Raw genomic sequence first — 24,014 nt, 5'->3', positions numbered from 1 at the left:
CTAGGACGTGAGCCGCTTTCAGAACTCGGTCCACTCATTTGCAGCGGCGGCTGCGTTGCCATGCGTCATCGGCGCCGAGCGCATGCGAGCGGCTTGTGGCTGCGGCACCGGTCGTGAAGATGCTGCGTGACGCATCGTTTCGCCCATGCCGCGCAATTGGCGTGCGGCGTGGCCAAGCTCGAACTGCGAGAGAAGCTCCTTAAGCTTGATGCTTTCCTGCGCAAGTGCGGCGCCAGACGCACTCATCTCCTCCACCATCGCGGCGTTCTGCTGGGTAGCCTGATCCATGTGGTTGACGGCGTGATTGACTTCGGCCAGCCCCACAGACTGCTCTTGCGCGGCAGTGGCGATGGCGTCCATGTGGATATTGACCGACTGTACTAGCTCGGCAATTTGCGAAAGACCTGAACCGGTGTCGCTGACGAGGCGAACACCTTCGCTGACCGCGACGGCGGAGTTGCTGATCAGCTGCTTGATCTCCTTGGCCGCACTGGCGGAGCGTTGCGCCAATTCGCGCACTTCCTGCGCGACGACCGCAAAGCCCTTACCAGCTTCACCGGCGCGTGCCGCTTCAACACCGGCGTTCAACGCCAGAAGGTTCGTCTGGAACGCGATCTCGTCGATGACGCTGATGATCTGGCCGATCTGCTTCGAAGACCCTTCGATCCGCTCCATCGCAGCAACGGCGTTGCCGACGACCTCACCGGAATGATCGGCCTTCTTGCGGGCCTCGAGCACCACGTCGCGGGCTTCATTCGTGCGTCTGGATGTCGCCGTCACATTCGCCGTGATCTCTTCGAGCGCAGCGGCCGTCTCCTCTAGAGAAGCAGCCTGCTGTTCCGTGCGCTTGGAAAGATCGTCGGACGCGTCCGATATCTCCCTGGAGCCGCCGGTGACTGTATCGACAGAGCCCCCGACGCTTACCAGGGCTTCGCGCAACTGGCGGACCGAGGTGTTGAAATCGTGGCGCAGTCCCTCGAACTGTGCAGCGAGAGGCTCATTGACTTCGCAGAGCATGTCTCCCGCCGCGAGGCGTTTCATGGCCGAAGCGAAGGTGCCGGTGGCCTGCACCAGTCGTGCTTCGGCCTCTTCTTCCGCCTGCCGCTGCATCGCCACGCGCTCGTTCTCCGAACGAACACGATTGGCTTCGGCCTCCGCTTCCAGCTGCTTGTTACGGATCGCAGCTTCGCGGAAGACCGCCACGGAGCTCGCCATGCCGCCGATCTCGTCGTTGCGGCTCGCACCGTCGATCGTAACAGAGAGGTCGCCATTAGCAAGCTGGCGCATGCTGCGGGTCAGGGCCGAGACAGGCTTCGTCACACGGCTGACGACGATGACGATACCAGCGACGCCGATCGCCACAGCAGCAACAAGAAGCACGGAGTAGAAGATAAGCGACTGCAGATAGGCTGCTTCATGCGCCATGGCGACGCGGTTCAGTTCGTCCATGGCAAGCGAAGCGACCGAAGCAATCGTGCCCAGCGCAGCCGTGACCTTCGGGCGCCATTCGTCGATGGAGACGCCACCAGGCTCACCGGCCTTCAGCTTGCTGACGATTGCCGAACGCCAGCCAGCAAAATCACCCTTGAAATATCCGTTGTCGGCTTTGACCAACTCATCCTTCAAGGTCTGAGCGACATCGGGGTGATTGATGAGGACACGAACGGACTTCCAGGCGAAATCGACACCTGCATCCGCCGATGTGACGCTGATGACCTCGGCCGGGTTCAAACCACGGTTGGCGGCGATCGCGCCGTTCATCACCACCGTACCGGTACCACCCAGGGCACGCGCAGCCCACGCCTGGGCACGGATCTGGATCAACGCAACCGAGCTTGGATCGAGATTGCGCATCTCACCTTCGATTGCCAGCGAGGACGCCTCAAGCGAATTGAGGAATTCCGTACCCAGATCGAGCGTTACCTTGTCGAGGCCCTTTTCCCGTTGCTCCAGTTCAAGCGTGATGGCCTGGTCGATCTTCTTTCGATGAGCAACGAGCCTATCATACATGGAGCGAGTGGTCGCCATGGCGCTACCGATTTCTGGCGTTGCCACGGTTTCGCTACCAGCCAATGCTTGAGAGATCGCGGCATCGACCTTAGCCCGCGCCTTCTGAACGGATTCGTAAGATGTGGCGCCCGCGGCGCGCGACATCGTCAAAGCAGTCGCACTATCGCCGCGCTCGCTGCGAAAGTTCAACAGAACATTGAATAGGGCGCGATCGAGGTCTGCCAACTCGTTGACCGACTGGCTGACCTTATATTGCGAGTATGCCGAATAGGTCAAAGAACCGACGATGCCACAGAGCATGATGCTCACAAGCAAAAAGGCACCGACAAGAATATTCCTGATAGAAAACATGGGTCCCTCAAAAAGCGGAGCCGCACGATTTGGAAAATCTTGACCGCGCGGGAAAGGTTGATGCTGTGCTTTCCCAACCTAAGCGAGTGCGGCATAAAATTTGGTAAACTCGGGTCGAGTTTCGCAATGACAGCAACAGAGGGTTGCAGATCAATAGAAAAAAGGCACCGGCTTTCGCCGATGCCTCGTTCTAATTGTAGAGCATCAATCGAACTTAGCGCGTCAGGCGCTTGTAAGCCTGGCTGCCCGGGTTCAGCGCATCAGGGCCAAGACGGCGGATCTTGTCCTGTTCGTAATCTTCGAAGTTGCCTTCGAACCATTCCACATGGCCATCGCCTTCGAAGGCGAGGATGTGTGTGGCCAGACGGTCGAGGAACATGCGATCGTGGCTGATGATAATGGCGCAGCCGGCAAATGCTTCAAGCGCACTTTCGAGCGCACCCAGCGTTTCGGTATCGAGGTCGTTGGTCGGTTCGTCGAGGAGAAGAACGTTGCCGCCGGCCTTCAGCATCTTGGCCAGGTGAACGCGGTTGCGCTGACCACCGGAAAGATTGCCGACCTTCTGCTGCTGATCGCCGCCCTTGAAGTTGAAGGCGCCGCAATAGGCTCTGCTGTTCATGTCGAACTTGCCGAGTTTGATGACTTCTGCACCGCCCGAAATTTCTTCCCAGACGGTCTTGTCGGCATCGAGCGCATCGCGGCTCTGGTCGACATAGCCGAGATGAACCGTTTCACCGACGCGGATCGAACCGGCATCCGGCTTTTCCTGACCGGTTATCATCTTGAACAGCGTCGACTTACCGGCACCGTTGGGACCAATAATACCGACGATACCGCCTGGCGGCAGCTTGATCGACAGGTCGTTGATCAGCGTGCGGCCTTCGAAGCCTTTCTTGATCCCTTCAAGCTCGATAACAACCTGTCCGAGACGTTCTGAGACAGGAATGATGATCTGCGCATCACCGGGACGGATGTTCTCGGCCGCATCAACCAGCTGTTCGTAAGCCTTGATACGCGCCTTGGACTTTGCCTGACGAGCCTTGGGGCTCGAAGCAATCCACTCCTGTTCGCGCGAGAGCGACTTCTGGCGACCGGCTTCTTCACGCGCTTCCTGCTGCATGCGCTTGGCCTTGGCAGTCAGATAGGCAGAGTAGTTGCCTTCGTAGGGAATGCCACGGCCACGATCGAGCTCGAGGATCCAGCCCGTGACGTTGTCGAGGAAGTAGCGATCGTGGGTGATCATCATGACGGCGCCGGGGTAATCGCGCAGGTGCTTTTCGAGCCAGGCGATCGTTTCAGCATCAAGGTGGTTGGTCGGTTCGTCGAGCAGCAGCAGGTCCGGCTGCGATAGCAGCAGACGGCAAAGCGCAATACGACGACGCTCACCACCCGAAAGCACGGTGACATCGGCATCCTTCGGCGGGCAGCGCAGCGCTTCCATCGCCATTTCGACCTGCTGTTCCAGATCCCAGAGGCTCTGGCTGTCGATGATATCCTGAAGCTTGGCGCCTTCGTCGGCGGTCTCGTCGGAATAGTTCATCATCAGTTCGTTGTAGCGGTCGAGAACGGCCTGCTTGTCGGCCACGCCTTCCATGACGTTTTCGAAAGCATTCTTGTTGGGATCGAGCTTCGGCTCCTGCTCCAGATAGCCGACAGTCGCGCCTTCGGCCAGCCAAGCTTCGCCCGTGAATTCCTTGTCCTGACCGGCAATAATGCGCAGAACCGTGGACTTACCGGCGCCGTTCGGACCGAGAATACCGATCTTGGCATCAGGGTAGAAGGAGAGGTTCACGTTCTCGAGAATCTTCTTCGCGCCATAGGACTTGTTCAGCCCGGACATGTGATAGATGAATTGGCGTGCCATTGTAGCGAATGCTCCGCGTCGGATTTGAAAATTCGGATTGGGAAATTTGCCGCTATGTAAGGTAAACGGGGCTGAGGAGCAACCTCTTGGCCAATAATAAGCAAGTGGAACAGCGCATGGGCGACGATCTGATGTTCGGTAAAATCGAGCGGCTGGAGAGCCTTTCCGGCGCCACACTCGCCTATCGTCATGAGGCTGCCAGAAGCGAACCGCGCGGCGTCCTGATGATCTTGCACGGGCTTGTGGACCATGCCGGGCGCTACAGGCACTTTGCCGATTTCATGGCCAGCCACGGTTTCCAGGTCTATGCGCATGACCATCGCGGCCACGGCCGCACGCGCTCTGCGGACGCCCCCGTCGGACGCTTCGCGCCCAAGGATGGACTTTACAAGGTCGTAGAGGATGTCATCGCCATGCGAGATCTCATCGCGAGACGTCATCCTGGCCTACCGGTTATCCTCTTCGGTCACTCCATGGGCGGGTTGATTGCGCTCAACACTGCCGTCAGCCACCCGGATCGTTTCGACGCTCTCTCCATCTGGAACTCCAATTTCAACACCGGCGTGATGGGTCGCCTCGCGCAAGCGGTGCTGCGCATCGAAAAAATGCTGAAGGGCTCGGACGTGCCAAGCGCCGTTCTGCCGCAGGCCACCTTTCGCATCTGGAACGCGCGTATGCCGGAGAAGCGCACAACTGCCGACTGGCTGAGTCATGACAAAGCAGCTGTCGATGCCTATGTGGGCGACCCGCTCTGCCAGTTCGAAGCCAGTGTTTCGCTGTGGCAGGATGTCTTCGAGATGTCTTATCGCGGCCCGAAGCTGATGGAGCGCCTACCCAAACAGCTTCCCGTCCTCCTCGTCAGTGGTGACGAGGATGCGGCCACTAATAACGGGCGGGAAATCCACTGGCTGGCGGAGAGGTTTCGCAACGCCGGTTTCTCGGATGTTGAGAACACGATCTATAAGGGCATGCGCCACGAAACACTGAACGAGATCGGCTGGGAAAAGCCTGCAGCGGATTTCGCGGCCTGGGCTGCGAGAGTGACGGACGGAAAGAAAAGTGACGTTGCCCAAACGGAATAAACCCATGAGATAAATTCACATGCGCGCTTTGACCCACCCGTTTATAAGGCTGGGGAAAGCGCAAGGTAACTCATGGTCGAACCATCATCGTCGAAAGAGCCGCCCCTCAAGGGCATCCGTGTCATCGAACTCGCCCGGGTTCTGGCAGGCCCATGGGCGGGCCAGATGCTGGCCGATATGGGGGCCGATGTCATCAAGGTTGAAAGCCCGGATGGTGGCGACGATACGCGCGCCTGGGGACCGCCCTTTGTCGAGAGCAAGGATGGCGACAATCTTTCGGCCGCCTATTACCATTCGACAAATCGTGGCAAGCGCTCCATCACTGTCGACCTGAAGACTGAGGAAGGCCGCCAGACCGTGCGGCGTCTGGTTAAGACCGCCGATGTGGTGATCGAGAATTTCAAGCGCGGCGGGTTGGAGAAATACGGCCTCGATTACCAGAGCCTGCGCGCGCTAAATCCAAAGCTCATCTACTGCTCCATCACCGGTTTCGGCCAGACTGGCCCCTATGCGGATTTTGCCGGTTACGATTACATCGTTCAAGGCATGTCCGGCTTCATGTCGATTACCGGCGAGCCGGACGGCCAGCCGATGAAGGCAGGCGTTGCCGTTGCCGATATCTTCACCGGCATCTATTCCGTGACAGCGATCCAAGCGGCGCTCATCCACACGCTCCGCACTGGAGAGGGTCAGCACATCGATATGGCACTTCTGGATGTGCAGTCCGCGGTGCTGGCCAACCAGAACATGAACTACCTGATTTCCGGCAGGCCACCCGTCAGGCTCGGCAATGCCCATCCGAACATCTCGCCCTATGAGGTGGTGCCGACAGCCGATGGTTTCCTGATCCTCGCCGTTGGCAATGACGGTCAGTTCAAGCGCCTCTGCAAGATCCTCGGTGTCGATGCGATCGCTGAAGACGAGCGTTATGCGACCAACAAGGCACGCGTTGCGCACAAGCTGGAGGTCCGCCAGATCGTTTCCACAGAAACGCTCAAATGGATGAAGCGCGATTTGCTGACGGCTTGCGAAAGCAACGCAGTCCCAGCAGGTCCGATCAACTCCATCGAAGAAATGTTTGCCGATCCACAAGTTCAGGCACGCGGTCTTCGTATAGACCTGGAAGCCGCGGATGGAACAGTCATCCCCGGCGTTCGCACGCCCATAGTGCTCTCTGAAACGCCGCTACGCTACAACCGTCCAAGCCCGCGCCTTGGAGAACATCAGGCCGAAGTTCTGGCCGAACTGGACGATATCGAAAGGAACATCGCGCAATGACGACTTTGGGAAAGAGAACCGGCGGCCAACTGATCGTCGAAGCGCTGAAGGCCAATGGCGTGTCGCGCGTCTCCTGTGTGCCCGGGGAAAGCTATCTGGCGGTTCTCGATGCGCTTTATGAAAGCGGCATCGAAACCATCGTCTGTCGCCAGGAAGGCGGAGCAGCCATGATGGCCGATACCTGGGGCCGGCTGACGGGAGAGCCCGGCATCTGTATGGTCACACGCGGCCCGGGCGCAACCAATGCTTCTGCCGGTCTGCATGTCGCAAGACAGGATTCAATCCCGATGATCCTGTTCATCGGCCAGGTGCAGCGCGATGCCCGCGAGCGCGAAGCCTTCCAGGAAGTCGAGTATCGCCGCGCCTTTACCGAATTTGCCAAATGGGTCGGCGAAATCGACGACGCCCGACGCATCCCCGAGTTCGTCACCCGCGCCTTTGCGGTCGCGACATCCGGTCGCCCCGGCCCGGTGGTGCTGACGCTGCCGGAAGACATGCTGGTGGAAGAGGTAGAGGCTCCCGCAGCCAAAGCCTACACGCCGGTCGAAAATCATCCCGGTCCAAAACAGATGGCGAAAGTCGCTGAACTGCTGGCAAGCGCCAAGCGTCCGATGTTCATCCTCGGCGGCACGCGCTGGTCGGAAGAGGCCGTTGCGTCCTTCAAGAATTTTGCTGAAAGCCTGAAGGTGCCAGTCGGCTGCTCCTTCCGCCGCCAGATGCTCTTCGATCACACGAGTTCCGCTTACGCTGGCGATGTCGGCATCGGCATCAATCCGGCGCTATCGAAGGAGATCAAGGAGTCCGATCTCATCGTGCTTGTCGGCGCCCGCATGTCGGAAATGCCGTCTTCCGGCTACACCATGCTCGACATTCCCTATCCGTCTCAAACGTTGGTCCACGTCTTCCCGGAAGCCGAGGAGCTTGGCCGCATATATCGCCCGGATCTCGCCATCTGCGCTGCGCCTGAGGACTTCGTCAAAGCTCTGAGAGAGCTCAAAGTGGATGCAAACCCAGCCTGGGCAGAACGCACCTCTGCCATGCACGAGGCCTATCTGAAATGGTCCACACCACCCAAGACCGGTCCCGGCAACGTGCAGATGGGGCCGATCATGGACTGGATCGAAGCCAATGTGCCGGATGACGCGATCTTCACCAATGGCGCCGGCAACTACGCCACATGGGTCCACCGCTTCCACCGTTTCCGCCGCTTCAACACGCAAGCCGCCCCGACCTCCGGCTCCATGGGCTATGGCCTGCCGGCAGCCGTTGCGGCCAAGCATCTCTTCCCCGAGCGTGAAGTCATCTGCTTTGCCGGTGATGGCTGCTTTATGATGCACGGCCAGGAATTCATTACAGCCGTACGCTACGGCCTGCCGATCATCACCGTGCTCGTCAACAACGGCACCTATGGCACGATCCGCATGCACCAGGAACGGGAATATCCCGGCCGCGTCAGCGCCACCGATCTCGTCAATCCGGACTTCGTCGCCTATGCCCAAGCCTTCGGCGGCCATGGGGAACTGGTGGAAAAGACCGAAGACTTTGGTCCTGCCTTTGAGCGCGCACGCGCCAGCGGCAAAGCGGCCATCATCGAGATCAAGCTCGACGCAGAAGCGATTACCCCTGCCCGCACGCTGACGCAGATCAGGAACAAGAGCTGAGGACAATAGCTTTCGTCGGGATCGAAACATTGGTCGCGTTGCAAGAAGATCAGCGCGACCACTGGTCCTGAATGAAAAGCAATGCGATCGTAGCTGGTCCAATGACAAAGCTGCAGCAATAGATCCAGTAGGCCGTCAGCGCCCAGCGATCTCCCTCTTGGGAATGCTTCCGCAGCATGCTGGCCACCCGACGGTAATCACGGAACCCTCCGAACCACCTCGGCATAGCCTCATCCAATGCACCTTCTTCGCGGGCAAGCTTCCGCGCGTAGAAAAACGGCATTAGACCCGCAAGTGCATTTAAGGCTAAGAGAGTTGCAACCCAGGTTGGCATGTCCTTCACCACTTGAACGTATTGCGCATTTTGCGGGTAGTGTTTCTTATCATTCGCTTCGCTTCTTGCGTATGATCGGGGAATGCAAATTGTGCAGAGAGTGCATAAGAATTTAAGACTGGTCCAACGTAGGACACAAGCACAGGACGTCACGGACTGCCATGCACAACAGCAAAATCCCGGTCATCACACCCCGCAATGCCAAGATCGAAGCTGCGGCTGGTGCGCCATTCGAAGCCATCCGGGTGGCACGCGATGTGCTGCTGACATCCCGAACCTGCGGTCTGGCAACTCTCGATCCCGCAAGCGGCTACCCCTACAATACCGCCACCAACATCGCCGTCGAGCCGGATGGAACGCCGTTCTTCTTCGCCGCGCGCCTGGCGCTTCATGCCCGCAACATCGAGGCCGATCCCCGCATCTCGCTGGTGCTGGCTCCCTTCAACAAGGGCGACGCCCTTACCTTGCCCCGTCTGACATTGGTCGGCCGGGCGGAACTTATGAGCGACGCGGAAACACCACTCGCCAAGGCGCGCTATATCGCACGCTACCCAAAGGCCAAGCTCTACCTCGGTTTGCCGGACACCCAGCTTTACCGGATGAGAATCGACGGTGTGCAGATCAATGGCGGCCCTGCGCGCAACGCCAGTAACATCACTGCCGACGACCTGCGCACGGATCTGAGCGGCGCAGACAGTTTGATCGCTGCGGTTGATGACGAGATTTCCCGCATCAACGCGATCAAGGGCCAAGCCTCACGGCTCGCCGTCATGGCCGGTAGGAAGCCCGGGGCATGGAAGGTCACCTCGATCGATCCTGACGGCGTCAATCTGGCCTCGTTACAGGATCTGGCAAGACTGTGGTTTGCCGAGCGGGTCACGGACTTGAATCAACTTGCCAAGGCACTGAATCAGTCTTCGAACTGATCGCAGTAAGAGATTCGGTTTAAACGATTTTGTGGCTTCACATATTCGCCGCAACAAAAAAGCCGGCCCTAAAGACCGGCTTTCAAAACAGCTATCGCCTGACGATCAGATCGCGGCGGTGACGATGAACTCGACCTTGTAGTCCGGCGTTGCCAGGGCTGCTTCGCTGGTAGCGCGCGCCGGTGGGTTCGCCGGGTCGATCCAGCCTTCCCAGACGGTGTTCATCTCACCGAAGGTGGACATATCGGAGAGGTAGATGATCGTCTGCAGGATCTTCGACTTGTCGGAGCCTGCCAGAGCCAGCAGGCGATCGACTTCAGCCAGCGCGGACTTGCTCTGCTCGGTCACGGAGGCGCCTTCGCCGACCTGACCTGCGAGGTAGACGGTGTTGCCGTGAACGACCGCGCCGCTCATGCGCTTGCCGGGTTCGATGCGCTTGATGCTCATAGTAAAACTCCTGTTTGGTAGGCTTTAGATAAGAGGTGCGGGATCAGCCCCGCAGATGATGGGTCTTTTCGTAGATGGCAGTGGAGCGTGCGCCGGAGCGGCAATAGCCAAGCATGGGGCGCTGCAATTCATCCAGCGCATCCACCATGCCGGCCACGGCATCGGGATCGACGCCAAAGCGGCCGACCGGCACATGCATGATGGTGAGGCCAAGCTCTTCAGCACGTTCGGCGATATCGGCAAAACGCGGCTGGCCTTCCTCCTCGTCATCCGGGCGGTGGCATACGATGGATTTGAAGCCAAGCGCCTTCACCTCGTCGAGATCGGCCACGCTGATCTGTCCGGTTACGGAGTAATCGTCATCAATGCGTCTGATATCCATCTTCTATCCTCCGAGGGTAACGGCTTCGCAGCGCTCCAGGACCGCCATTTCACGAATTCTGCCTCCGATGTAAGGGGTTGAGCCGGATGCGTCAATGACAGGCCTTTCCAATTAAACAGCGGTTTAAAGAATAGAAAAGCGCAAACCATAGGTGCGGCTTTCGCCCGGTTGCAGCATGTTGAACTCGCCCTCACGCTCCAACTCAGCCCGGTCGACCCACCGGTGCGAAACAGGCTCTATGCCAAGCACATTGGCGGGGCTCTTCTGGTTTCGCCACATCTGCAGATAGGGCAATGTGTCGGCGCGAAAAGAAACCTTGAGGGTGCGGCCGCCAATCGACGCAATTGGCCCAAGTGTCAGCGATGACCAGCCGTTTTCCGCCTGCGCGGGGACACAAAAGACGCTGCCGGGCTCCTCGCCGAAACGCCAGCCAAAGCCGCCACCTTCAAAGGATGCGCTCTCCAGCCGCACGGCGTCGTCGAAGAGCTTCGCAGCGACGTTCATGTGATACATGAGGAAGGTAGGACGGGTGTGATCGCTGGTATTGGTCACGCGGTCCTCTAGGCTTACCTCTCCGGTCGCACCATCGATTCGCCAAATCCGTTCCAGCAGCGCCGTGCCGCCGTCAGCCAGCCCGACCGGAACCCGCGCCGCAGCTTCGGCATTACCGTCGGTCAGAGACCATCGGGTGATCTCCGCAGTATGAGAGGAGAAAGAGCCATGCAACGGGTATTTCCGTCCACTCGCATCGCCTGCAATCGGTTGGGGATGGCGAATATGATCAGGACCGCAGGTGAACAAGAACCCCTCAAGCGAGTGATCGATTCTCGGATCGCCGTCATCGGGAATGGCGCGTTCAGGTGCGATATTCACACCATCGAAGATGCAAGGGCCGATATCGAGCATGGAGGTGTCGTCGAGAAAGATGGACGGCGACTTTCCGGCTTTGAATTCTTTCATCAGCGGCTCCTCCCAGGCATGTCTGCGGCGCACTCGACCAGGGTTTTCCTGCGAGAATGCGGAACTTCCGTGACGCAATTGACGCATCGCTCACGCAAAAGCTATCGCAGCCGCGTAAAATTAAGATTGCATTAACCGCGAATTCACCTTTTTCACAATAGGGTCAAGATTACCGTGTGTTTATTGGGACTAACCCAAGGGATCGCAAGAACGTGAAACTTTTTCTTAACGCCGTGTTCTGTCTCGCAGTCGCAGCGTCGCCGGTGCTTGCACCGTCGAACGCGTCCGCACAACAGCGCTATGTCACTCAGGACCAGGGCGTTCTGGTCGCACCCGACGGCACCGTTCTGGATTATCTGCCGAACCCGAACGATGTGGTCATCAGCCGTGACCGCATGGGTCGCACCGTTTATTACGATCGCTACGGCAATCTCGTCGGCACGCAGATGCCCGGCGGCGCTCAGCAACAGCCGCAGGCGCCGCGTGATCCCTATCAGGCACAGCGCGACCCCTATTACAGCGAGCCGGACACCTACTACCCACCGCCACCCGGTCGTTATCGCGAGCCGGAGCAGCCACGGCGGAGCTATGGGTACCAGGGAAATCAACGCTATCAGGGCCAAGGCCAGTACCGCGACTATCGCGAGTTTCGCAATGATGGCAACAGCGACGGGGTCTACACCGGCTCTGTCGAGCCGCGCCGTGGTGATGTCGAAAGCGGTCCTTTGAGTCAGCCCATGCCGGGTGAAAGCACCACCGCTGCCGTGCCCCAGCCAGACCATCTGATCGAACGCAACCAGCCTGTCACAGCACCGGTCAATCGTTCGCGCCAGGAGATTGTCGCCCTTCAAGTGTTTCTAGACCGCGAAGGCATCTCTCCCGGTGTGATCGATGGCAAGATGGGCGACAACGTCAACAAGGCAATTGCGGCTTGGCAGGAGATGACCGGCGAAAGGCTGGATCCCAACAATACCGACGACATTCTGGAGCGCCTGCGCAACAGCGGCGGTCTGGCGATCGTGGATTACACGATTACAGCAGCCGATGCAGCGGGCCCTTACGTCGCCTCTATTCCAGACGACTACGCCGCCAAGGCCGCTCTCCCCGCCATGTCCTACACGTCCACGACGGAAGCCCTGGCCGAGCGCTTCCACATGGATGAGACCTATTTGAAGGAACTCAACCCCGGCGTCGATTTCACCGTTCCTGGCACCATCATCAAGGTTGCAAACCCCGGTGAACCGAAGAAGGGCCAAGTTGCCCGCATCGTAGCGCATAAGGGTATCAAACAGGTCTTTGCCTATGACGAAAGCGGCACGCTGATCGCTGCCTATCCGGCGACCATCGGTTCTTCAGACACGCCCTCGCCAAGCGGCACACATACTGTTGAGCGCATCGCGCTGAACCCGGGCTACACCTATAATCCGAAGATCAACTTCCAGCAGGGCCAGAACACTCAGATCCTACAAATCCCGCCAGGCCCGAACGGCCCAGTCGGAACAGTCTGGATTGCGCTCTCCAAGCCGACCTACGGCATCCATGGAACGCCAGAGCCCTCCAAGATCGGCAAGACCAACAGCCATGGCTGTATCCGCCTGACCAACTGGGACGCAACGGAATTGGCGAAGATGGTCCGCCCCGGTGTCGTGGTAGAATTTGCCGAATAGTATCCGGCCCCTTTTGAACAAAAATCCCCGGCCAGGTCATGGCCGGGGATTTTTCGTTTGAGCGGTTTGTTTGACTCAGCAGATGATCGAGACCAGCCGAAGCCTCAGCCCACTCTTACTGCCCGCTGTTCACTTCTGCGCTCTGTCAGGAAGAAGCCGAGAGCCATGACCGGCAGGGCAAAACCCAGCCAGGATGCCGCTGTCCACTGTCCGTGGGAATAGGCCCAGCCGCCAAGCGCCGATCCGACCGCACCGCCCATGAAGAAGGTTGCCATGAAGACGCCGTTGAGGCGGCTGCGGAACTCTGCGCCGAGCGCAAAGATGGCACGCTGGCTCAGCACCAGATTGGTGGTGACGGCAAAGTCCAGGATGATGGCGGCGACAACCAGCAGCGCCAGAGACAGATGGGATCCTTCCGGTGCGATATGGGTGACGAGGAAGGACGTCGCAGCAGTGATGAGCGCAAAGAGCGTTGCCCCCCATGTCCAGCCGCGATCCGCGACACGTCCGGCGAGGGGAGCCGCAATCGCACCGGCCGCACCCGCCAAGGCAAAGAGCGCAATTTGCCCCTGCGTCAGTTGGAAAGCCGGGCCGCTCAGATAAAGCGGCGTGGTCGTCCAGAACAGGCTGAAGGCGCCAAACATCGCCGCCTGATAGGCAGACCGCCGCTGCAGGATCGGTGTCGTGCGCGCAAGCTCCGCCATGGATGCCAGAAGCGCACGATAGGGCAGCTTCGCATCCGGCATGCGCCGTGGCAGCTGACGATAGAGCACCATTGCCAGAATACCCATCGCCACAGCAGAGACCAGGAAGACGCCACGCCAGGAGACGAACTCCGAGAGAACACTGGAGACCGGGCGCGCCAGCATGATGCCGACCATCAAGCCGCTCATGACATTGCCGACGACCCGACCGCGGATCGCAGCCGGCGTCATATGCGCGGCAAAGGGTACGATCATCTGTACCGCCACCGAACTGACGCCGACGAGGAACATTGCAAACAGAAAGGGCCCGGCATGCGGCGCGAGCGCCGCGGCAATCAGCGCCAGAACCGCTGTCGCAACGGTACCGACGATCAGCTTGCGATTTTCCACCAGATCGCCGAGAGGCACGACGAACAGAAGGCCAAGACCATAGCCGATCTGGGTCAGCGTCACGATCAATCCAGTCGCTGCCGCTGACAGGCCGAGTTCAGGGCCGATCACGCCTGCCAAGGGCTGCGCATAATAGATGTTCGCTGCCACGAGCCCACAGGCGCTCGCCAGCAAGAAGATCATGGCGGACGACATCGTCTCTGCCACCGCTTCATTCGTGTCGACAGCTTTCAAAGCCATAACGTCACTCCAAATTAGGAAACAAACATTTCCAAATTAAACAAAAGATCAATCGAAAATGCGCATGGCGGCATCCACGACCGAAGACATATCCTCCCGTGAGGGGCCGGTCTTGCCGACTACCCGCATTCCGTACAGCAGGCAGAGTGCCGTCTTGGCCAAAACGTCCGCGTCGCCCCGACCCATAACAGAGCCATCCGCCTGCCCTTCCCGCACAAGGCGGGCCAGTATCTTCTCGCGCGCCTCGATGGCGCTCCTCACCACGCGCGCCACGTCGGCATCGAGCGACGCCAGATCGGCGGCAGCCCCGACGATCAGGCAGCCCTGCTCACCGGACGAGCCCGCCGAGTTGCCGGCATAAAACTCCATCGCCGCCCTCAGCCTCTCGCGGCCATTTTCACCGGCCTGCACCTTGGCCTCGAACCGCTTCGTCTGCACCAGCTTATAGCGCTCGACCGCAGCGATATAGATATCCTTCTTGTCCTTGAACGCCTTGTAGAGACTGCCCTGCGTCAGTTCCATCGCCTCCGTCAGATCACTCACCGAGGTCGCATGGAAGCCACGCTCGGAAAACACACCAATCGCCCTGTCGATAGCGGCATCGACATCGAATTCACGCGGTCGGCCGCGCTGGCGATTGGGTAATGCTGAAGACGCAATCTCTGTCATGGATCGAGATATAGGAAATGATCGTTTCCAAATCAAGCGAAAGTTTTCAGCCTTTGTCATGGAATGGCCTCCTCACAGAGAATTCCCCTTATCAAAAAGGCCACAGAACGTTCCCGATTTGGGAATTTTCTTGCCCGAGCGTGCCCTTTGTGTTACGTGGTGATGTATGCAGATCATCGCCAAATCAACGTTAAAGGCTTTCTGGGAGCACCACTCTCAAGCTGAGACTCCGCTGAGGACGTGGCATGCAATTGTCAGCAAAGCGGACTGGACTGGCCCCTCCGACGTAAAGGCCGCATTTGGTGCTACGGTCGATTTTGTCTCGGACAACAGGATCATATTCGACATCGCGGGAAACAAATATCGACTGATCGTGCATGTTGCTTATGCGTATAAACGGGTCCTGATAAAATTCATCGGCACCCACAAGGAATATGACAAGATCAACCCGGAGACAGTGTAATGGATAACATTCGCGCCATCAGGAGCAATGATGACCTCGCGTGGGCCATTGCCGAGGTCTCACCCTACTTCGATAATCCGCCGGAACGGGGAACGCCTGAAGGGGAACGCTTCGATATTCTGGCGGCTCTCATAGAGGCCTATGAAGATACGCACTACCCGATCGATGCGCCTGAACCGGTGGAGTTAATAAGGTCGCATATGGAGATGACCGGCCGGACACAGTCGGATCTCGGCGCGCTTTTCGGCTCCCGCTCTCGCGCATCTGAAGTGCTGAACAAGAAGCGCGCCCTGACCGTAGACATGATCTATAAGCTTCATAAGGAATGGGGGATTCCCGCAGATTGTCTGGTGAAGCCCTATCATCTCGCAGCCCAGCAAAGGGACGTTGCGTAAGTCAGAGCACCCCCGTTGTCGTGGAAGCGATCATACAGGGGGCACCGCAAACCAGGACGGTGAGCGCCCTGGCTTGCATCGCAGTGCCGATCAAGCAGCCCTGCGGCCGAACCTGAAATCCCGACCCGAACGAACGACGCGTGCCGGGAGAAGAGCCAGCACCTCGGCCGCGAAGAGGCGCACATTCTCCAGCGCCTTGTCGACATTGCTGACCTTCTGACAGTCGAGCGCAGCAATCGTGCCGCCGTGGTCGAAGATGTCGCGGAAGGCAGCACGTTCGGCAATCGGTGTGTTGAGCACACGCACGTTGCGGCTTTCGAGCAGCATCTTCACCTGAAGCAGCGCACGCGTGCTGACCATGGCGTTGACGCGCGTCAGCACGACGGAATGATCGATCTTGCGGCCCATCTTCGCGTCGAGAAATGCCAGATGGTCGAGCACTTCCGCTGCCCCACGGGCGTCCATGGCCGAACCCTGCACAGGGATCAAGACATGGTCGGAAATGCCGAGCGCCATCGTCAAGAGCGGGCTCTTGGTGCCAGGCAGATCAATGATAAAACAGTCGGTATTGGACCGGTTCTCACGGATATGGCCTTCCAGCGAGGCCATCGTCACGTTTGATATGACACTGAGATTGTTGATCGAGCCGGAGATTTCAAACCAGTGCGAAATCCAAAGCTGCGGGTCGGCATCGAGAACGGTGACGCGGTGGCCTGTGCGGGCCAGTTCCGTTGCGAGCAGAAGAACCGCAGTGGTCTTGCCGGCCCCACCCTTTGTGTTGGCGAATGTGATGACTGTCATGGTGACCCCGAGATGTCAGAGCCTTTGTAATGCGATGCTCTGGAATGCACCGAAGCATGGTGCTTGATAGAGTGTTAACCAATATGGTTAACAAATTGGAAACACCTCTGAAGCAGCGCGGCCTCATCTAGAATCGATACCTATGCCACAGGTCAGTCGCCGCGCCGGGCAGCCTCGATCGTTGCCACATCGATTTTCTTCATCGTCATCATCGCCGCGAAGGCACGCTTGGCTTCCCCTCCGCCTGCAGCCAACGCTTCGAGCAGCGTGCGCGGCGTGATTTGCCAGGAAATGCCCCACCGGTCCTTGCACCAGCCGCACTCGCTTTCCTGCCCGCCATTGCCGACGATGGCGTTCCAATAGCGGTCGGTCTCTTCCTGATCGTCGGTTGCGATCTGGAAGGAAAACGCTTCGCTGTGCTTGAAGGTCGGGCCGCCATTCAGTCCGATGCAGGGGATGCCTGCGACAGTGAATTCCACCACCAGAATGTCACCCTGGCTGCCACTCGGATAATCGCCGGGCGCACGTGTAACCGCGCCAACCGAACTGTCCGGAAAGGTCTCGGCATAAAACCGGGCCGCAGCCTCGGCGTCTTTGTCGTACCAGATGCAGATCGTATTCTTGCTCATGATCCTTCCTCCCGTGGAGAAAGGATCATAGCGCGTTTATCAGAATATGGCGATATTGGAGGATGGAGCTTGCACTCTGGTACCGGAAATGGACAAGGCGGGACGCGGCACGTCCCGCCTCCATCGATCAGAAACAAGCCTCGAACAAGGCCTTGGTGTTCTCCAGCGTCATTTCGACCGGGTTGCCACCGCAGCTCGGATCCTTGATCGCCTCAGCTGTCAGCTCGTCGATACGATCCGGCTTGATGCCCATGGCCGTGAGGCTCTCAGGCACGCCAAGTTCCTTGCGAAGCTCCAGCACGTAATCGTAGAAGCCGTCGAACCCGCCCTCAATGCCGAGATAGGCCGCCGCACGCGCGATCTTGTCTTCGATCGCCGGGCGATTGAAGCGCAGCACGGCAGGCATCACCACAGCATTCGTCATGCCGTGATGGGTATTGTAGACGGCACCGATCGGATGCGACAGCGAATGGATCGCGCCGAGACCCTTCTGGAAGGAGACCGCACCCATGGCGGCTGCCGCCATCATGTTGGTGCGCGCTTCGATATCCGTGCCGTCCTTGTAAGCCCTAGGCAGGAACTCCTTGATCAGCCGCATGCCTTCCAGGGCAATACCCTGGCTCATCGGGTGATAGAAGGGCGAGGAATAGGCTTCCAGGCAATGGGCGAACGCATCCATGCCGGTGCCTGCGGTTATGACCTTCGGCATGCCGACGGTCAGTTCCGGGTCGCAGATGACGACGCCCGGCAGGAATTTTGGATGGAAGATGATCTTCTTCACATGGGTCTTGGAGTTGGTAATGACGCTGGCGCGTCCCACTTCAGAACCCGTTCCAGCCGTCGTCGGCACCGCTACAATCGGTGCGATCCCATCGGAATTGGCGCGCGTCCACCAGTCGCCAACATCCTCAAAGTCCCAAACCGGTCGCGTCTGCCCCGCCATGAAGGCGACAGCCTTGCCGAGATCAAGGCCCGACCCGCCGCCGAAGGCCACGACGCCATCGTGACCGCCATCCTTGAAGGCCTTCACACCCGCCTCGAGATTGATCTCGTTCGGGTTCGGATCGACGTCGGAGAAGATCGCGCGGCCAAGTCCCGCCTCGTCAAGAATATCCAGCGCATGGCCGGTGATCGCCATGCCGGCAAGACCGCGATCCGTGACCAGAAGCGGCTTCTTGATGCCGAGCGTCTTGCAGGCATCCGCCAGTTCCTTGATGCGGCCACGCCCGAGCTTGATGGGGGTCGGATAGCTCCAGTTTGCGACGATGTTCATTTCGTGACTTTCTTCAGATGGTATGATTTTGGACGAGTCAGGTTCTGGAAGCCGATGACGGAGAGCGAACCGCCGCGTCCGGTTTCCTTGACGCCTGTCCAGCAGAGCGCCGGATCGAGATAATCCGCACGGTTCATGAAGACGGTGCCCGTTTCGATCTCGCGGCCGATGCGCCCTGCCCGTCCGGCATCCTGGGTCCACAGCGAGGCGGTCAGGCCGTATCTGCTGTCGTTCATCAGCCGGATGGCTTCCTCGTCATTCTTCGCCTTCATGATGCCGACCGCTGGGCCAAAGGTCTCTTCCGTCATGAACTCCATGGAGTGATCGACATCGATCAGCACCTGCGGCGCAACATAGGCACTCTCGCCGTCGTCAGCGGCGAAGAGCTTCGGATCGACGAGCGCCTTGGCGCCCTTCGCAACAGCGTCAGCCACCTGTTGGCGCACCACCTTGGCGAAACGCTTGTTGGCCATCGGGCCTAGCGTCGTTTCCTGCTCCAGCGGGTTGCCAAGCTTGTAGTTGGACACCCAGGCCACGGACTTTTCGACAAAGGCATCATAGAGCGCTTCGTTGACATAGATGCGCTCGATGCCGCAGCAGCACTGGCCGGAATTATAGGTCGCCCCATCCATCAGCGTATCGACCGCCGCATCGAGGTCGGCATCTTCCATGACATAGCCTGGGTCCTTGCCGCCAAGCTCCAGTCCAAGACCGGTAAAGGTGCCAGCCGCCGCGCGCTCGATGGCGCGCCCGCCTTCCACCGATCCGGTGAAATTGACGAAGTTGAACAGCCCTTCTGAGATCAGTGCAGACGTTGTCTGGTGATCGAGGAAGACATTCACAAACACATCATCGGGAACACCCGCCTCGACAAAAGCGCGCACCATGCGCTCGCCGACAAGAAGCGTCTGCGCCGCATGTTTGATGACGACGGTATTGCCGGCCATCAGCGCTGGCGCCACCGTGTTGATCGCCGTCATATAGGGGTAGTTCCAAGGCGCGATGACGAAGACCACGCCATGCGCTTCGCGCTCGATGCGGCGTTCGAAATTGCCACTCTCCTCGATCACAAGCGGCGCCAGTGCGTCGGCGGCAATCGAGGCGACGTAATTCGAGCGTTCGTTGAAGCCTTTGAACTCCCCGCCATAGCGAACCGGGCGGCCCATCATGTGGGCCAGTTCCGGTACCACCTCATCCACCATTTCGTTGAGGCGCGCCACGCCCTTCAAAACCAGTTGAACGCGTTCTTCCAAAGGGCGGCGTGCCCACGCTTTTTGCGCAGCCCGCGCCTTCAACACGGCGCCGCGCGCCGCATCCAGCGACATCGCCTCCCGTTCGGCATAGACCGAGCCGTCGATCGGCGAGATATTCTGGATCATGACCATGATATGTTCCTAGCCTGTTATGCTCTTTCGAAACCGCGCGCGACTTCCCAGTCGGTCACGCGGCGATCATATTCTTCCTGTTCCCACTTTGCGGCACGCACATAGTGGTCGATCACGTCGTCCCCGAAAGCCCCGCGCAGCATGGCGGAACCGTTCAGGTGATCCGTGGCGTCGCGAAGCGTTTTCGGGATCTCCCGGACTTCCTTTCCGCCATAGGCGTCGCCGACGAATTGCGGCTCAAGTTCCATCTTCTTCTCGATGCCGTCAATGCCGGCCGCAAGCAGTGCTGCCATGGCAAGATGTGGATTGAGATCGGAGCCACCTACACGGCACTCGATGCGAATGCCCTTGGTGCCATCGCCACACAGACGATACCCTGCCGTACGGTTGTCCATGCTCCAGACTGCCTTGGTCGGCGCAAATGTGCCGGCCATGTAACGCTTGTAGGAGTTGATATACGGCGCAAGGAAATAGGTAATCTCGCTCGCATGCGCCAGAAGCCCCGCCACATAATGCTTCATCATCTCAGACATGCCGTGATCAGCATCCTTATCGAAGAACTTCGATGTCTTGCCATCCAGGCTCCAGAGTGACTGGTGAATGTGCGAGGAGCTGCCAGCAGCGCTATAGTTCCACTTGGCAAGGAAGGTCACGGACTTGCCTTTGGACCAGGCGATCTCCTTGGTGGCATTCTTGATGATGGCATGGCGGTCAGCCATAGTCAGTGCGTCGGCATAACGCACATTGATTTCTTCCTGACCGGCGGACGCTTCGCCCTTGGTGTTTTCCACCGGAATGCCAGCCCCTTGCAGACCGTTGCGGATGGCGCGCATCACCTCCTCCTCCTTGGTGGTCTGGAAGATGTGGTAATCCTCATTATAGGCGCTGGCCGGATTGAGGTTGCGATAGCCGCTGGCACGTACCGACTCGAAGCTCTGGTCGAAGAGGAAGAACTCAAGCTCGCTTGCCATATAGGCTTTGAGCCCCATGGCCTCGAGCCGGGCCACCTGGCTTTTCAGCATCGCACGCGGCGAATGCGGCACTTCGGCGTGGGTGTGATGATCATAGGCATCGCAGATAACGAGCGCTGTTCCTTCCAGCCAAGGCACCCGACGCAGCGTCGCCATGTCCGGCTTCAGCGTGTAGTCACCGTAGCCTTTCTCCCAGCTCGTGGCTCTATAGCCGGGGACGGTCTCCATCTCCATGTCGGTGGCGAGCAGATAGTTGCAGCAATGCGTTTCATCATACGCACTCTCGACAAAGAACTGCCCCTGGAACCGCTTGCCCATCAGGCGACCCTGCATATCCACGAGGCACGCCAGAACCGTGTCGATGCGCCCTTCGGCGACATCCTTCTTCAACTCGTCGAATGTGTAGGTCGTCATGATCTCGTTGTTCCCTATGTTGGTTTTTGTCAAAGGGCGGCCCTAACAGCGCCGCCCTTCTCGTTTGATCTTCAGGCCTTCGCGGCAGACGCTTTGAGTGCAGCCTGCTTGTGCTCCATCGCAAACTCTTCCTCCGGCGAGAGGATCAGGCGATGACGACCGATGATGGCGAAATAGGCGATCGCCACGGCAAACCAGATCGCCACCCACAAGACACCCTTGGTGAAGTTCGGGTCTTGCACCTGATAAAGCAGTGTCACGACGGCGATGATGATGGTGAGCACCGCACCTGGAACGCCAAGTGGCGAACGGAACGGCCGTTCGATATGCGGCAGGTTCTTGCGCAGCAGAATGAAGGAGATCGCCTGCATGATGTAGGAGAACATCGCGCCGAACACGGCCATGTTCAGCAACACGCTGCCGATGATGCTGCCGCCCTGCTCCGCACCGAGGGCGAACCAGATGATCATCATGACACCCAAGCCGACGATCGCACCCGTCAACATGGCGACATGCGGTGTCTTGAACTTGGAGTGGGTGATGGACAATGCTGTCGGGAAATAGCCAGCGCGCGAGAGCGAATAGATCTGCCGCCCTTGCGCATAAAGGATGGTGTGGAAGCTGGCGATGAGGCCGGTCAAAGCCACGAGACCCAGCAACACCACGCCGCTATCGCCATAGACCGCCTTGAAGCCATCCAGCAGCGGCTCCAATGCCGAACTGAGGTGGAACGCGCCGACACCGGGAAGCGATGGATTGAGCAGCACGATCATGAAGGCGGAAACCATCAGCGTGATGATGCCGAGAATGATGCCCTTCGGCATGTCGCGCTTGGGATCGACCGACTCCTCGGCTGCGAGCGGCAACTGTTCGATCGCCAGGAACAGCCAGACGGCAAACGGAAGTGTCGCCAGAACGCCGGAAATGCCGAACGGGAAGAAGGAGCCATTGCCCTCCGGCAATTCCACTGCCTTGCCGTCCGGCCCGACGCCGATATTCAGTGCCCAGCGGGAGAAATCGATGTTGGGAATGGCGCTGATCCAGAAGAACACCAGAACGCCGAGCGAAATCAGCGTGATGACCAATGTCACCTTGAAGGAGAGCTCAAGCCCGAAGACGTTGAGCGCCAGGAAGATGATGTAGAACAACACCCACAGAAGCGGCGAATAGACTGGATCGAGCCCGAGAATGGAATTCACATAGGCCGTGATGAAAGTGACGATGACGGCGGGGGTCAGAACATATTCGACGTTCTCGCAAAGCCCGGTAATGAAGCCTCCCCAAGGCCCCATCGCAGTACGCGCAAAAGAATAAGCCGCACCGGTGTGCGGCAACGCCGGGCTCATTTCCGCAATGGAAAAGGTCAGGCCCAGATACATGATGGCGATGATAATACCCGCCACCAGCATGCCGCCCCAGCCGCCGGTGGCAAAGCCGAAATTCCAGCCGGAAAAATGTCCGGAAATGACGGCGCCGACGCCGAGCGCCCACAGCGACCAGACGCCCGCATAACGCGATAGTCCACGCTTTTCGAAATAGGATGCGTCTGCCTTTTTATAGCTGACGCCGGATGATGAACTGTCCATGCCTTGTCTCTCCTGATCAAGAAAAAAGCAGGCAGTCAGCCGGATTGGCCGATTTTGCCCCAGTTCGGCTGGCGGGACCTTCCCACCGGCCGCATGCATCTGCTGTTCCCTATCCCGTCTGGCGTGCGCCATTTTTGGCGTTCTGGACCACACGGCACATTATCTTCGGCAGGGTAACCTGCCGACATCCAAGTCTAGTCTCCTATGCTGGCAAGCGCTCTTTCGAGGCTTTCACCTAAATAGTCGGCAGCGGCACGCTGTCCCGCCTTGTCTGCGATGAGATCGTTGCGAACTTCGATCATCACATTCAACAGACCCTCCGGCAGCGCGTGCAGACGGAGCGTGTGGGTTACGCCGTCCTCAGGCCCATAGGGCTCATTGCGCTCAACCTTGAAAGAGGCCCCTCCCCGGTCGGCGAGCATCGCATCGGCAAGACGCGAGTCCCTGTCATGCAGGATGCCGATTTCCACCTCACGCACCCGCCCATGATAGACCGGCGTAAAACTGTGAATGGTCACGATGACGCTCTCGATGCCGAGGATCTTCCGCTTTTCCACGAGGCTGGAAACGGCTTCATGGAACGGGACGTAGAGGGCGGCAGTTCGGAGAAACCGTTCGGCCTCATCCAGATCGGCGTTGCCCGGAATGTTATAGATCTCGCTTACGACCGGCATGGCGGAGGCCGATTCCGGCGGACGATTGCAGTCATAGATCAGTCGCGAAAACCGCTGAAAGATGAGCGCTGCATCGAGCTTCTGAGACAGAAGACGCGCCACCGAAAGCGCGCCAGGGTCCCAGGCAATGTGGCTCGACAAGACATCCTCGGCAAGACCGAGATCGCCATAACGGGCGGGAAGCGTTTTCGAGGCGTGCTCGCAGACGAGCAGCACCCGGCTTTTCCCCGTTTCGTTTTCCACCGCGACTGCGTCACCTTCGTCGGCGTGGAAAAATTGCGAACGAACCGTCATGGTCGTACCCCATCTGGTTTTGCCGTTCCCCAACGACGCGAAGAGAATTCTTCACATACGCCAAAGTGTCAAATGGATTTTTGAAATTTTCTCTTCATTTTTCCGATTGACTCCGCCGCAACTGCGTATCTTAATCCTGCGCAAAACCCGGTGACAAAACCGGA

The 24,014-nt window shown here is 58.8% G+C and carries 21 protein-coding genes; 7 read left to right on the top strand and 14 right to left on the bottom strand.

Annotated elements, in window-relative coordinates:
* Window positions 1-18: 18 nt before the first annotated feature.
* Both ACTJK5_RS03255 and ettA read right to left on the bottom strand, forming a co-directional pair.
* The gene (locus ACTJK5_RS03255) at window positions 19-2,361 is read right to left on the bottom strand and encodes a methyl-accepting chemotaxis protein (RefSeq protein ID WP_440611837.1); all 2,343 of its coding nucleotides are present in this window, start codon (window positions 2,359-2,361) and stop codon (window positions 19-21) included.
* A 214-nt stretch (window positions 2,362-2,575) separates the two neighbouring features.
* Entirely contained in the window at window positions 2,576-4,225 is a 1,650-nt protein-coding gene (gene ettA / locus ACTJK5_RS03250) for an energy-dependent translational throttle protein EttA (protein ID WP_440611836.1), read from the bottom strand.
* Between the two features lie 116 nt (window positions 4,226-4,341).
* On the opposite strand from ettA, the gene ACTJK5_RS03245 reads away from it, so the two are divergent.
* The 4 genes from ACTJK5_RS03245 (at window position 4,342) to ACTJK5_RS03230 (ending at window position 9,506) form a co-directional block, all read left to right on the top strand.
* Complete coding sequence (locus tag ACTJK5_RS03245; protein WP_440612556.1) at window positions 4,342-5,307, top strand: lysophospholipase; 966 nt, start codon at window positions 4,342-4,344, stop codon at window positions 5,305-5,307.
* Between the two features lie 72 nt (window positions 5,308-5,379).
* Window positions 5,380-6,585, top strand: a complete 1,206-nt coding sequence (locus ACTJK5_RS03240; RefSeq protein ID WP_296036190.1) for a CaiB/BaiF CoA transferase family protein — start codon at window positions 5,380-5,382, stop codon at window positions 6,583-6,585.
* Window positions 6,582-8,246 carry a thiamine pyrophosphate-binding protein gene (locus ACTJK5_RS03235; protein WP_440611835.1) on the top strand — a complete coding sequence of 555 codons (1,665 nt, stop codon included), beginning with the start codon at window positions 6,582-6,584 and terminating at the stop codon, window positions 8,244-8,246. Before ACTJK5_RS03240 ends, ACTJK5_RS03235 begins: the two co-directional genes overlap by 4 nt.
* A 495-nt stretch (window positions 8,247-8,741) precedes the next feature.
* Window positions 8,742-9,506: a HugZ family protein gene (locus tag ACTJK5_RS03230; protein WP_440611834.1), complete on the top strand. Its 765-nt coding sequence runs from the start codon at window positions 8,742-8,744 to the stop codon at window positions 9,504-9,506.
* A gap of 105 nt (window positions 9,507-9,611) precedes the next feature.
* Here ACTJK5_RS03230 and ACTJK5_RS03225 read toward each other — a convergent pair whose 3' ends face one another.
* The 3 genes from ACTJK5_RS03225 to ACTJK5_RS03215 all read right to left on the bottom strand — a co-directional run bounded on the left by ACTJK5_RS03225 (window position 9,612) and on the right by ACTJK5_RS03215 (window position 11,295).
* On the bottom strand, window positions 9,612-9,953 hold the full coding sequence (locus ACTJK5_RS03225; protein ID WP_440611833.1) for a RidA family protein: 342 nt from the start codon (window positions 9,951-9,953) through the stop codon (window positions 9,612-9,614).
* Window positions 9,954-9,996: 43 nt separating this feature from the next.
* Complete coding sequence (locus ACTJK5_RS03220; protein WP_296015249.1) at window positions 9,997-10,335, bottom strand: TIGR01244 family sulfur transferase; 339 nt, start codon at window positions 10,333-10,335, stop codon at window positions 9,997-9,999.
* 123 nt (window positions 10,336-10,458) lie between these two features.
* Window positions 10,459-11,295: an aldose 1-epimerase family protein gene (locus ACTJK5_RS03215; protein ID WP_440611832.1), complete on the bottom strand. Its 837-nt coding sequence runs from the start codon at window positions 11,293-11,295 to the stop codon at window positions 10,459-10,461.
* A 212-nt stretch (window positions 11,296-11,507) separates the two neighbouring features.
* Between ACTJK5_RS03215 and ACTJK5_RS03210 the strand changes: the two genes are divergently transcribed.
* Window positions 11,508-12,962 carry a L,D-transpeptidase family protein gene (locus ACTJK5_RS03210; protein WP_440611831.1) on the top strand — a complete coding sequence of 485 codons (1,455 nt, stop codon included), beginning with the start codon at window positions 11,508-11,510 and terminating at the stop codon, window positions 12,960-12,962.
* Window positions 12,963-13,066: 104 nt separating this feature from the next.
* Here the strand turns inward: ACTJK5_RS03210 and ACTJK5_RS03205 are convergent, their stop codons facing one another.
* Together ACTJK5_RS03205 and ACTJK5_RS03200 are read right to left on the bottom strand one after the other, a co-directional pair.
* Window positions 13,067-14,296 (bottom strand): MFS transporter, encoded by a 1,230-nt coding sequence (locus tag ACTJK5_RS03205; RefSeq protein WP_440611830.1) that lies wholly within the window; start codon window positions 14,294-14,296, stop codon window positions 13,067-13,069.
* 48 nt (window positions 14,297-14,344) lie between these two features.
* Window positions 14,345-14,965, bottom strand: a complete 621-nt coding sequence (locus ACTJK5_RS03200) for a TetR/AcrR family transcriptional regulator (protein ID WP_440611829.1) — start codon at window positions 14,963-14,965, stop codon at window positions 14,345-14,347.
* A 166-nt stretch (window positions 14,966-15,131) separates the two neighbouring features.
* Between ACTJK5_RS03200 and ACTJK5_RS03195 the strand changes: the two genes are divergently transcribed.
* On the top strand, window positions 15,132-15,428 hold the full coding sequence (locus ACTJK5_RS03195) for a type II toxin-antitoxin system HigB family toxin (RefSeq protein WP_440611828.1): 297 nt from the start codon (window positions 15,132-15,134) through the stop codon (window positions 15,426-15,428).
* Window positions 15,428-15,823 (top strand): helix-turn-helix domain-containing protein, encoded by a 396-nt coding sequence (locus ACTJK5_RS03190; protein WP_113260356.1) that lies wholly within the window; start codon window positions 15,428-15,430, stop codon window positions 15,821-15,823. Before ACTJK5_RS03195 ends, ACTJK5_RS03190 begins: the two co-directional genes overlap by 1 nt.
* A 90-nt stretch (window positions 15,824-15,913) precedes the next feature.
* On the opposite strand, the gene ACTJK5_RS03185 is transcribed toward ACTJK5_RS03190, so the two are convergent.
* From ACTJK5_RS03185 to ACTJK5_RS03155, 7 genes are all read right to left on the bottom strand, one after another.
* Window positions 15,914-16,624 (bottom strand): ParA family protein, encoded by a 711-nt coding sequence (locus ACTJK5_RS03185; RefSeq protein WP_112956666.1) that lies wholly within the window; start codon window positions 16,622-16,624, stop codon window positions 15,914-15,916.
* A 152-nt stretch (window positions 16,625-16,776) separates the two neighbouring features.
* Window positions 16,777-17,253 carry a VOC family protein gene (locus tag ACTJK5_RS03180; RefSeq protein WP_113177743.1) on the bottom strand — a complete coding sequence of 159 codons (477 nt, stop codon included), beginning with the start codon at window positions 17,251-17,253 and terminating at the stop codon, window positions 16,777-16,779.
* Window positions 17,254-17,380: 127 nt separating this feature from the next.
* Window positions 17,381-18,526, bottom strand: coding sequence for an iron-containing alcohol dehydrogenase (locus ACTJK5_RS03175; protein WP_130979021.1), 1,146 nt, complete (start codon window positions 18,524-18,526; stop codon window positions 17,381-17,383).
* Window positions 18,523-19,911 (bottom strand): aldehyde dehydrogenase family protein, encoded by a 1,389-nt coding sequence (locus tag ACTJK5_RS03170; RefSeq protein ID WP_440611827.1) that lies wholly within the window; start codon window positions 19,909-19,911, stop codon window positions 18,523-18,525. The genes ACTJK5_RS03175 and ACTJK5_RS03170 overlap by 4 nt, the downstream gene beginning before the upstream one ends.
* A gap of 17 nt (window positions 19,912-19,928) precedes the next feature.
* Window positions 19,929-21,296, bottom strand: coding sequence for a glutamine synthetase family protein (locus tag ACTJK5_RS03165; protein WP_062426482.1), 1,368 nt, complete (start codon window positions 21,294-21,296; stop codon window positions 19,929-19,931).
* A gap of 71 nt (window positions 21,297-21,367) precedes the next feature.
* Window positions 21,368-22,882: an amino acid permease gene (locus ACTJK5_RS03160; RefSeq protein WP_113327969.1), complete on the bottom strand. Its 1,515-nt coding sequence runs from the start codon at window positions 22,880-22,882 to the stop codon at window positions 21,368-21,370.
* Window positions 22,883-23,076: 194 nt separating this feature from the next.
* The gene (locus ACTJK5_RS03155; RefSeq protein ID WP_113177749.1) at window positions 23,077-23,850 is read right to left on the bottom strand and encodes an N-formylglutamate amidohydrolase; all 774 of its coding nucleotides are present in this window, start codon (window positions 23,848-23,850) and stop codon (window positions 23,077-23,079) included.
* Window positions 23,851-24,014 lie beyond the last annotated feature (164 nt).

Source organism: Agrobacterium sp. 22094 (assembly GCF_052046015.1).
GTDB lineage: Bacteria > Pseudomonadota > Alphaproteobacteria > Rhizobiales > Rhizobiaceae > Agrobacterium > Agrobacterium cavarae.
This window is presented reverse-complemented; position numbering and strand designations above follow the sequence as displayed.

Coding starts and splice junctions, on each gene's coding strand:
- ACTJK5_RS03160 (WP_113327969.1), bottom strand. CDS start 22,882: ATGGACAGTTCATCATCCGGCGTCAGCTATAAAAAGGCAGACGCATCC.
- ACTJK5_RS03170 (WP_440611827.1), bottom strand. CDS start 19,911: ATGGTCATGATCCAGAATATCTCGCCGATCGACGGCTCGGTCTATGCC.
- ACTJK5_RS03185 (WP_112956666.1), bottom strand. CDS start 16,624: ATGACAGTCATCACATTCGCCAACACAAAGGGTGGGGCCGGCAAGACC.
- ACTJK5_RS03215 (WP_440611832.1), bottom strand. CDS start 11,295: ATGAAAGAATTCAAAGCCGGAAAGTCGCCGTCCATCTTTCTCGACGAC.
- ACTJK5_RS03190 (WP_113260356.1), top strand. CDS start 15,428: ATGGATAACATTCGCGCCATCAGGAGCAATGATGACCTCGCGTGGGCC.
- ACTJK5_RS03230 (WP_440611834.1), top strand. CDS start 8,742: ATGCACAACAGCAAAATCCCGGTCATCACACCCCGCAATGCCAAGATC.
- ACTJK5_RS03165 (WP_062426482.1), bottom strand. CDS start 21,296: ATGACGACCTACACATTCGACGAGTTGAAGAAGGATGTCGCCGAAGGG.
- ACTJK5_RS03220 (WP_296015249.1), bottom strand. CDS start 10,335: ATGGATATCAGACGCATTGATGACGATTACTCCGTAACCGGACAGATC.
- ettA (WP_440611836.1), bottom strand. CDS start 4,225: ATGGCACGCCAATTCATCTATCACATGTCCGGGCTGAACAAGTCCTAT.
- ACTJK5_RS03195 (WP_440611828.1), top strand. CDS start 15,132: ATGCAGATCATCGCCAAATCAACGTTAAAGGCTTTCTGGGAGCACCAC.
- ACTJK5_RS03225 (WP_440611833.1), bottom strand. CDS start 9,953: ATGAGCATCAAGCGCATCGAACCCGGCAAGCGCATGAGCGGCGCGGTC.
- ACTJK5_RS03240 (WP_296036190.1), top strand. CDS start 5,380: ATGGTCGAACCATCATCGTCGAAAGAGCCGCCCCTCAAGGGCATCCGT.
- ACTJK5_RS03175 (WP_130979021.1), bottom strand. CDS start 18,526: ATGAACATCGTCGCAAACTGGAGCTATCCGACCCCCATCAAGCTCGGG.
- ACTJK5_RS03155 (WP_113177749.1), bottom strand. CDS start 23,850: ATGACGGTTCGTTCGCAATTTTTCCACGCCGACGAAGGTGACGCAGTC.
- ACTJK5_RS03205 (WP_440611830.1), bottom strand. CDS start 14,296: ATGGCTTTGAAAGCTGTCGACACGAATGAAGCGGTGGCAGAGACGATG.
- ACTJK5_RS03235 (WP_440611835.1), top strand. CDS start 6,582: ATGACGACTTTGGGAAAGAGAACCGGCGGCCAACTGATCGTCGAAGCG.
- ACTJK5_RS03180 (WP_113177743.1), bottom strand. CDS start 17,253: ATGAGCAAGAATACGATCTGCATCTGGTACGACAAAGACGCCGAGGCT.
- ACTJK5_RS03245 (WP_440612556.1), top strand. CDS start 4,342: ATGGGCGACGATCTGATGTTCGGTAAAATCGAGCGGCTGGAGAGCCTT.
- ACTJK5_RS03200 (WP_440611829.1), bottom strand. CDS start 14,965: ATGACAGAGATTGCGTCTTCAGCATTACCCAATCGCCAGCGCGGCCGA.
- ACTJK5_RS03255 (WP_440611837.1), bottom strand. CDS start 2,361: ATGTTTTCTATCAGGAATATTCTTGTCGGTGCCTTTTTGCTTGTGAGC.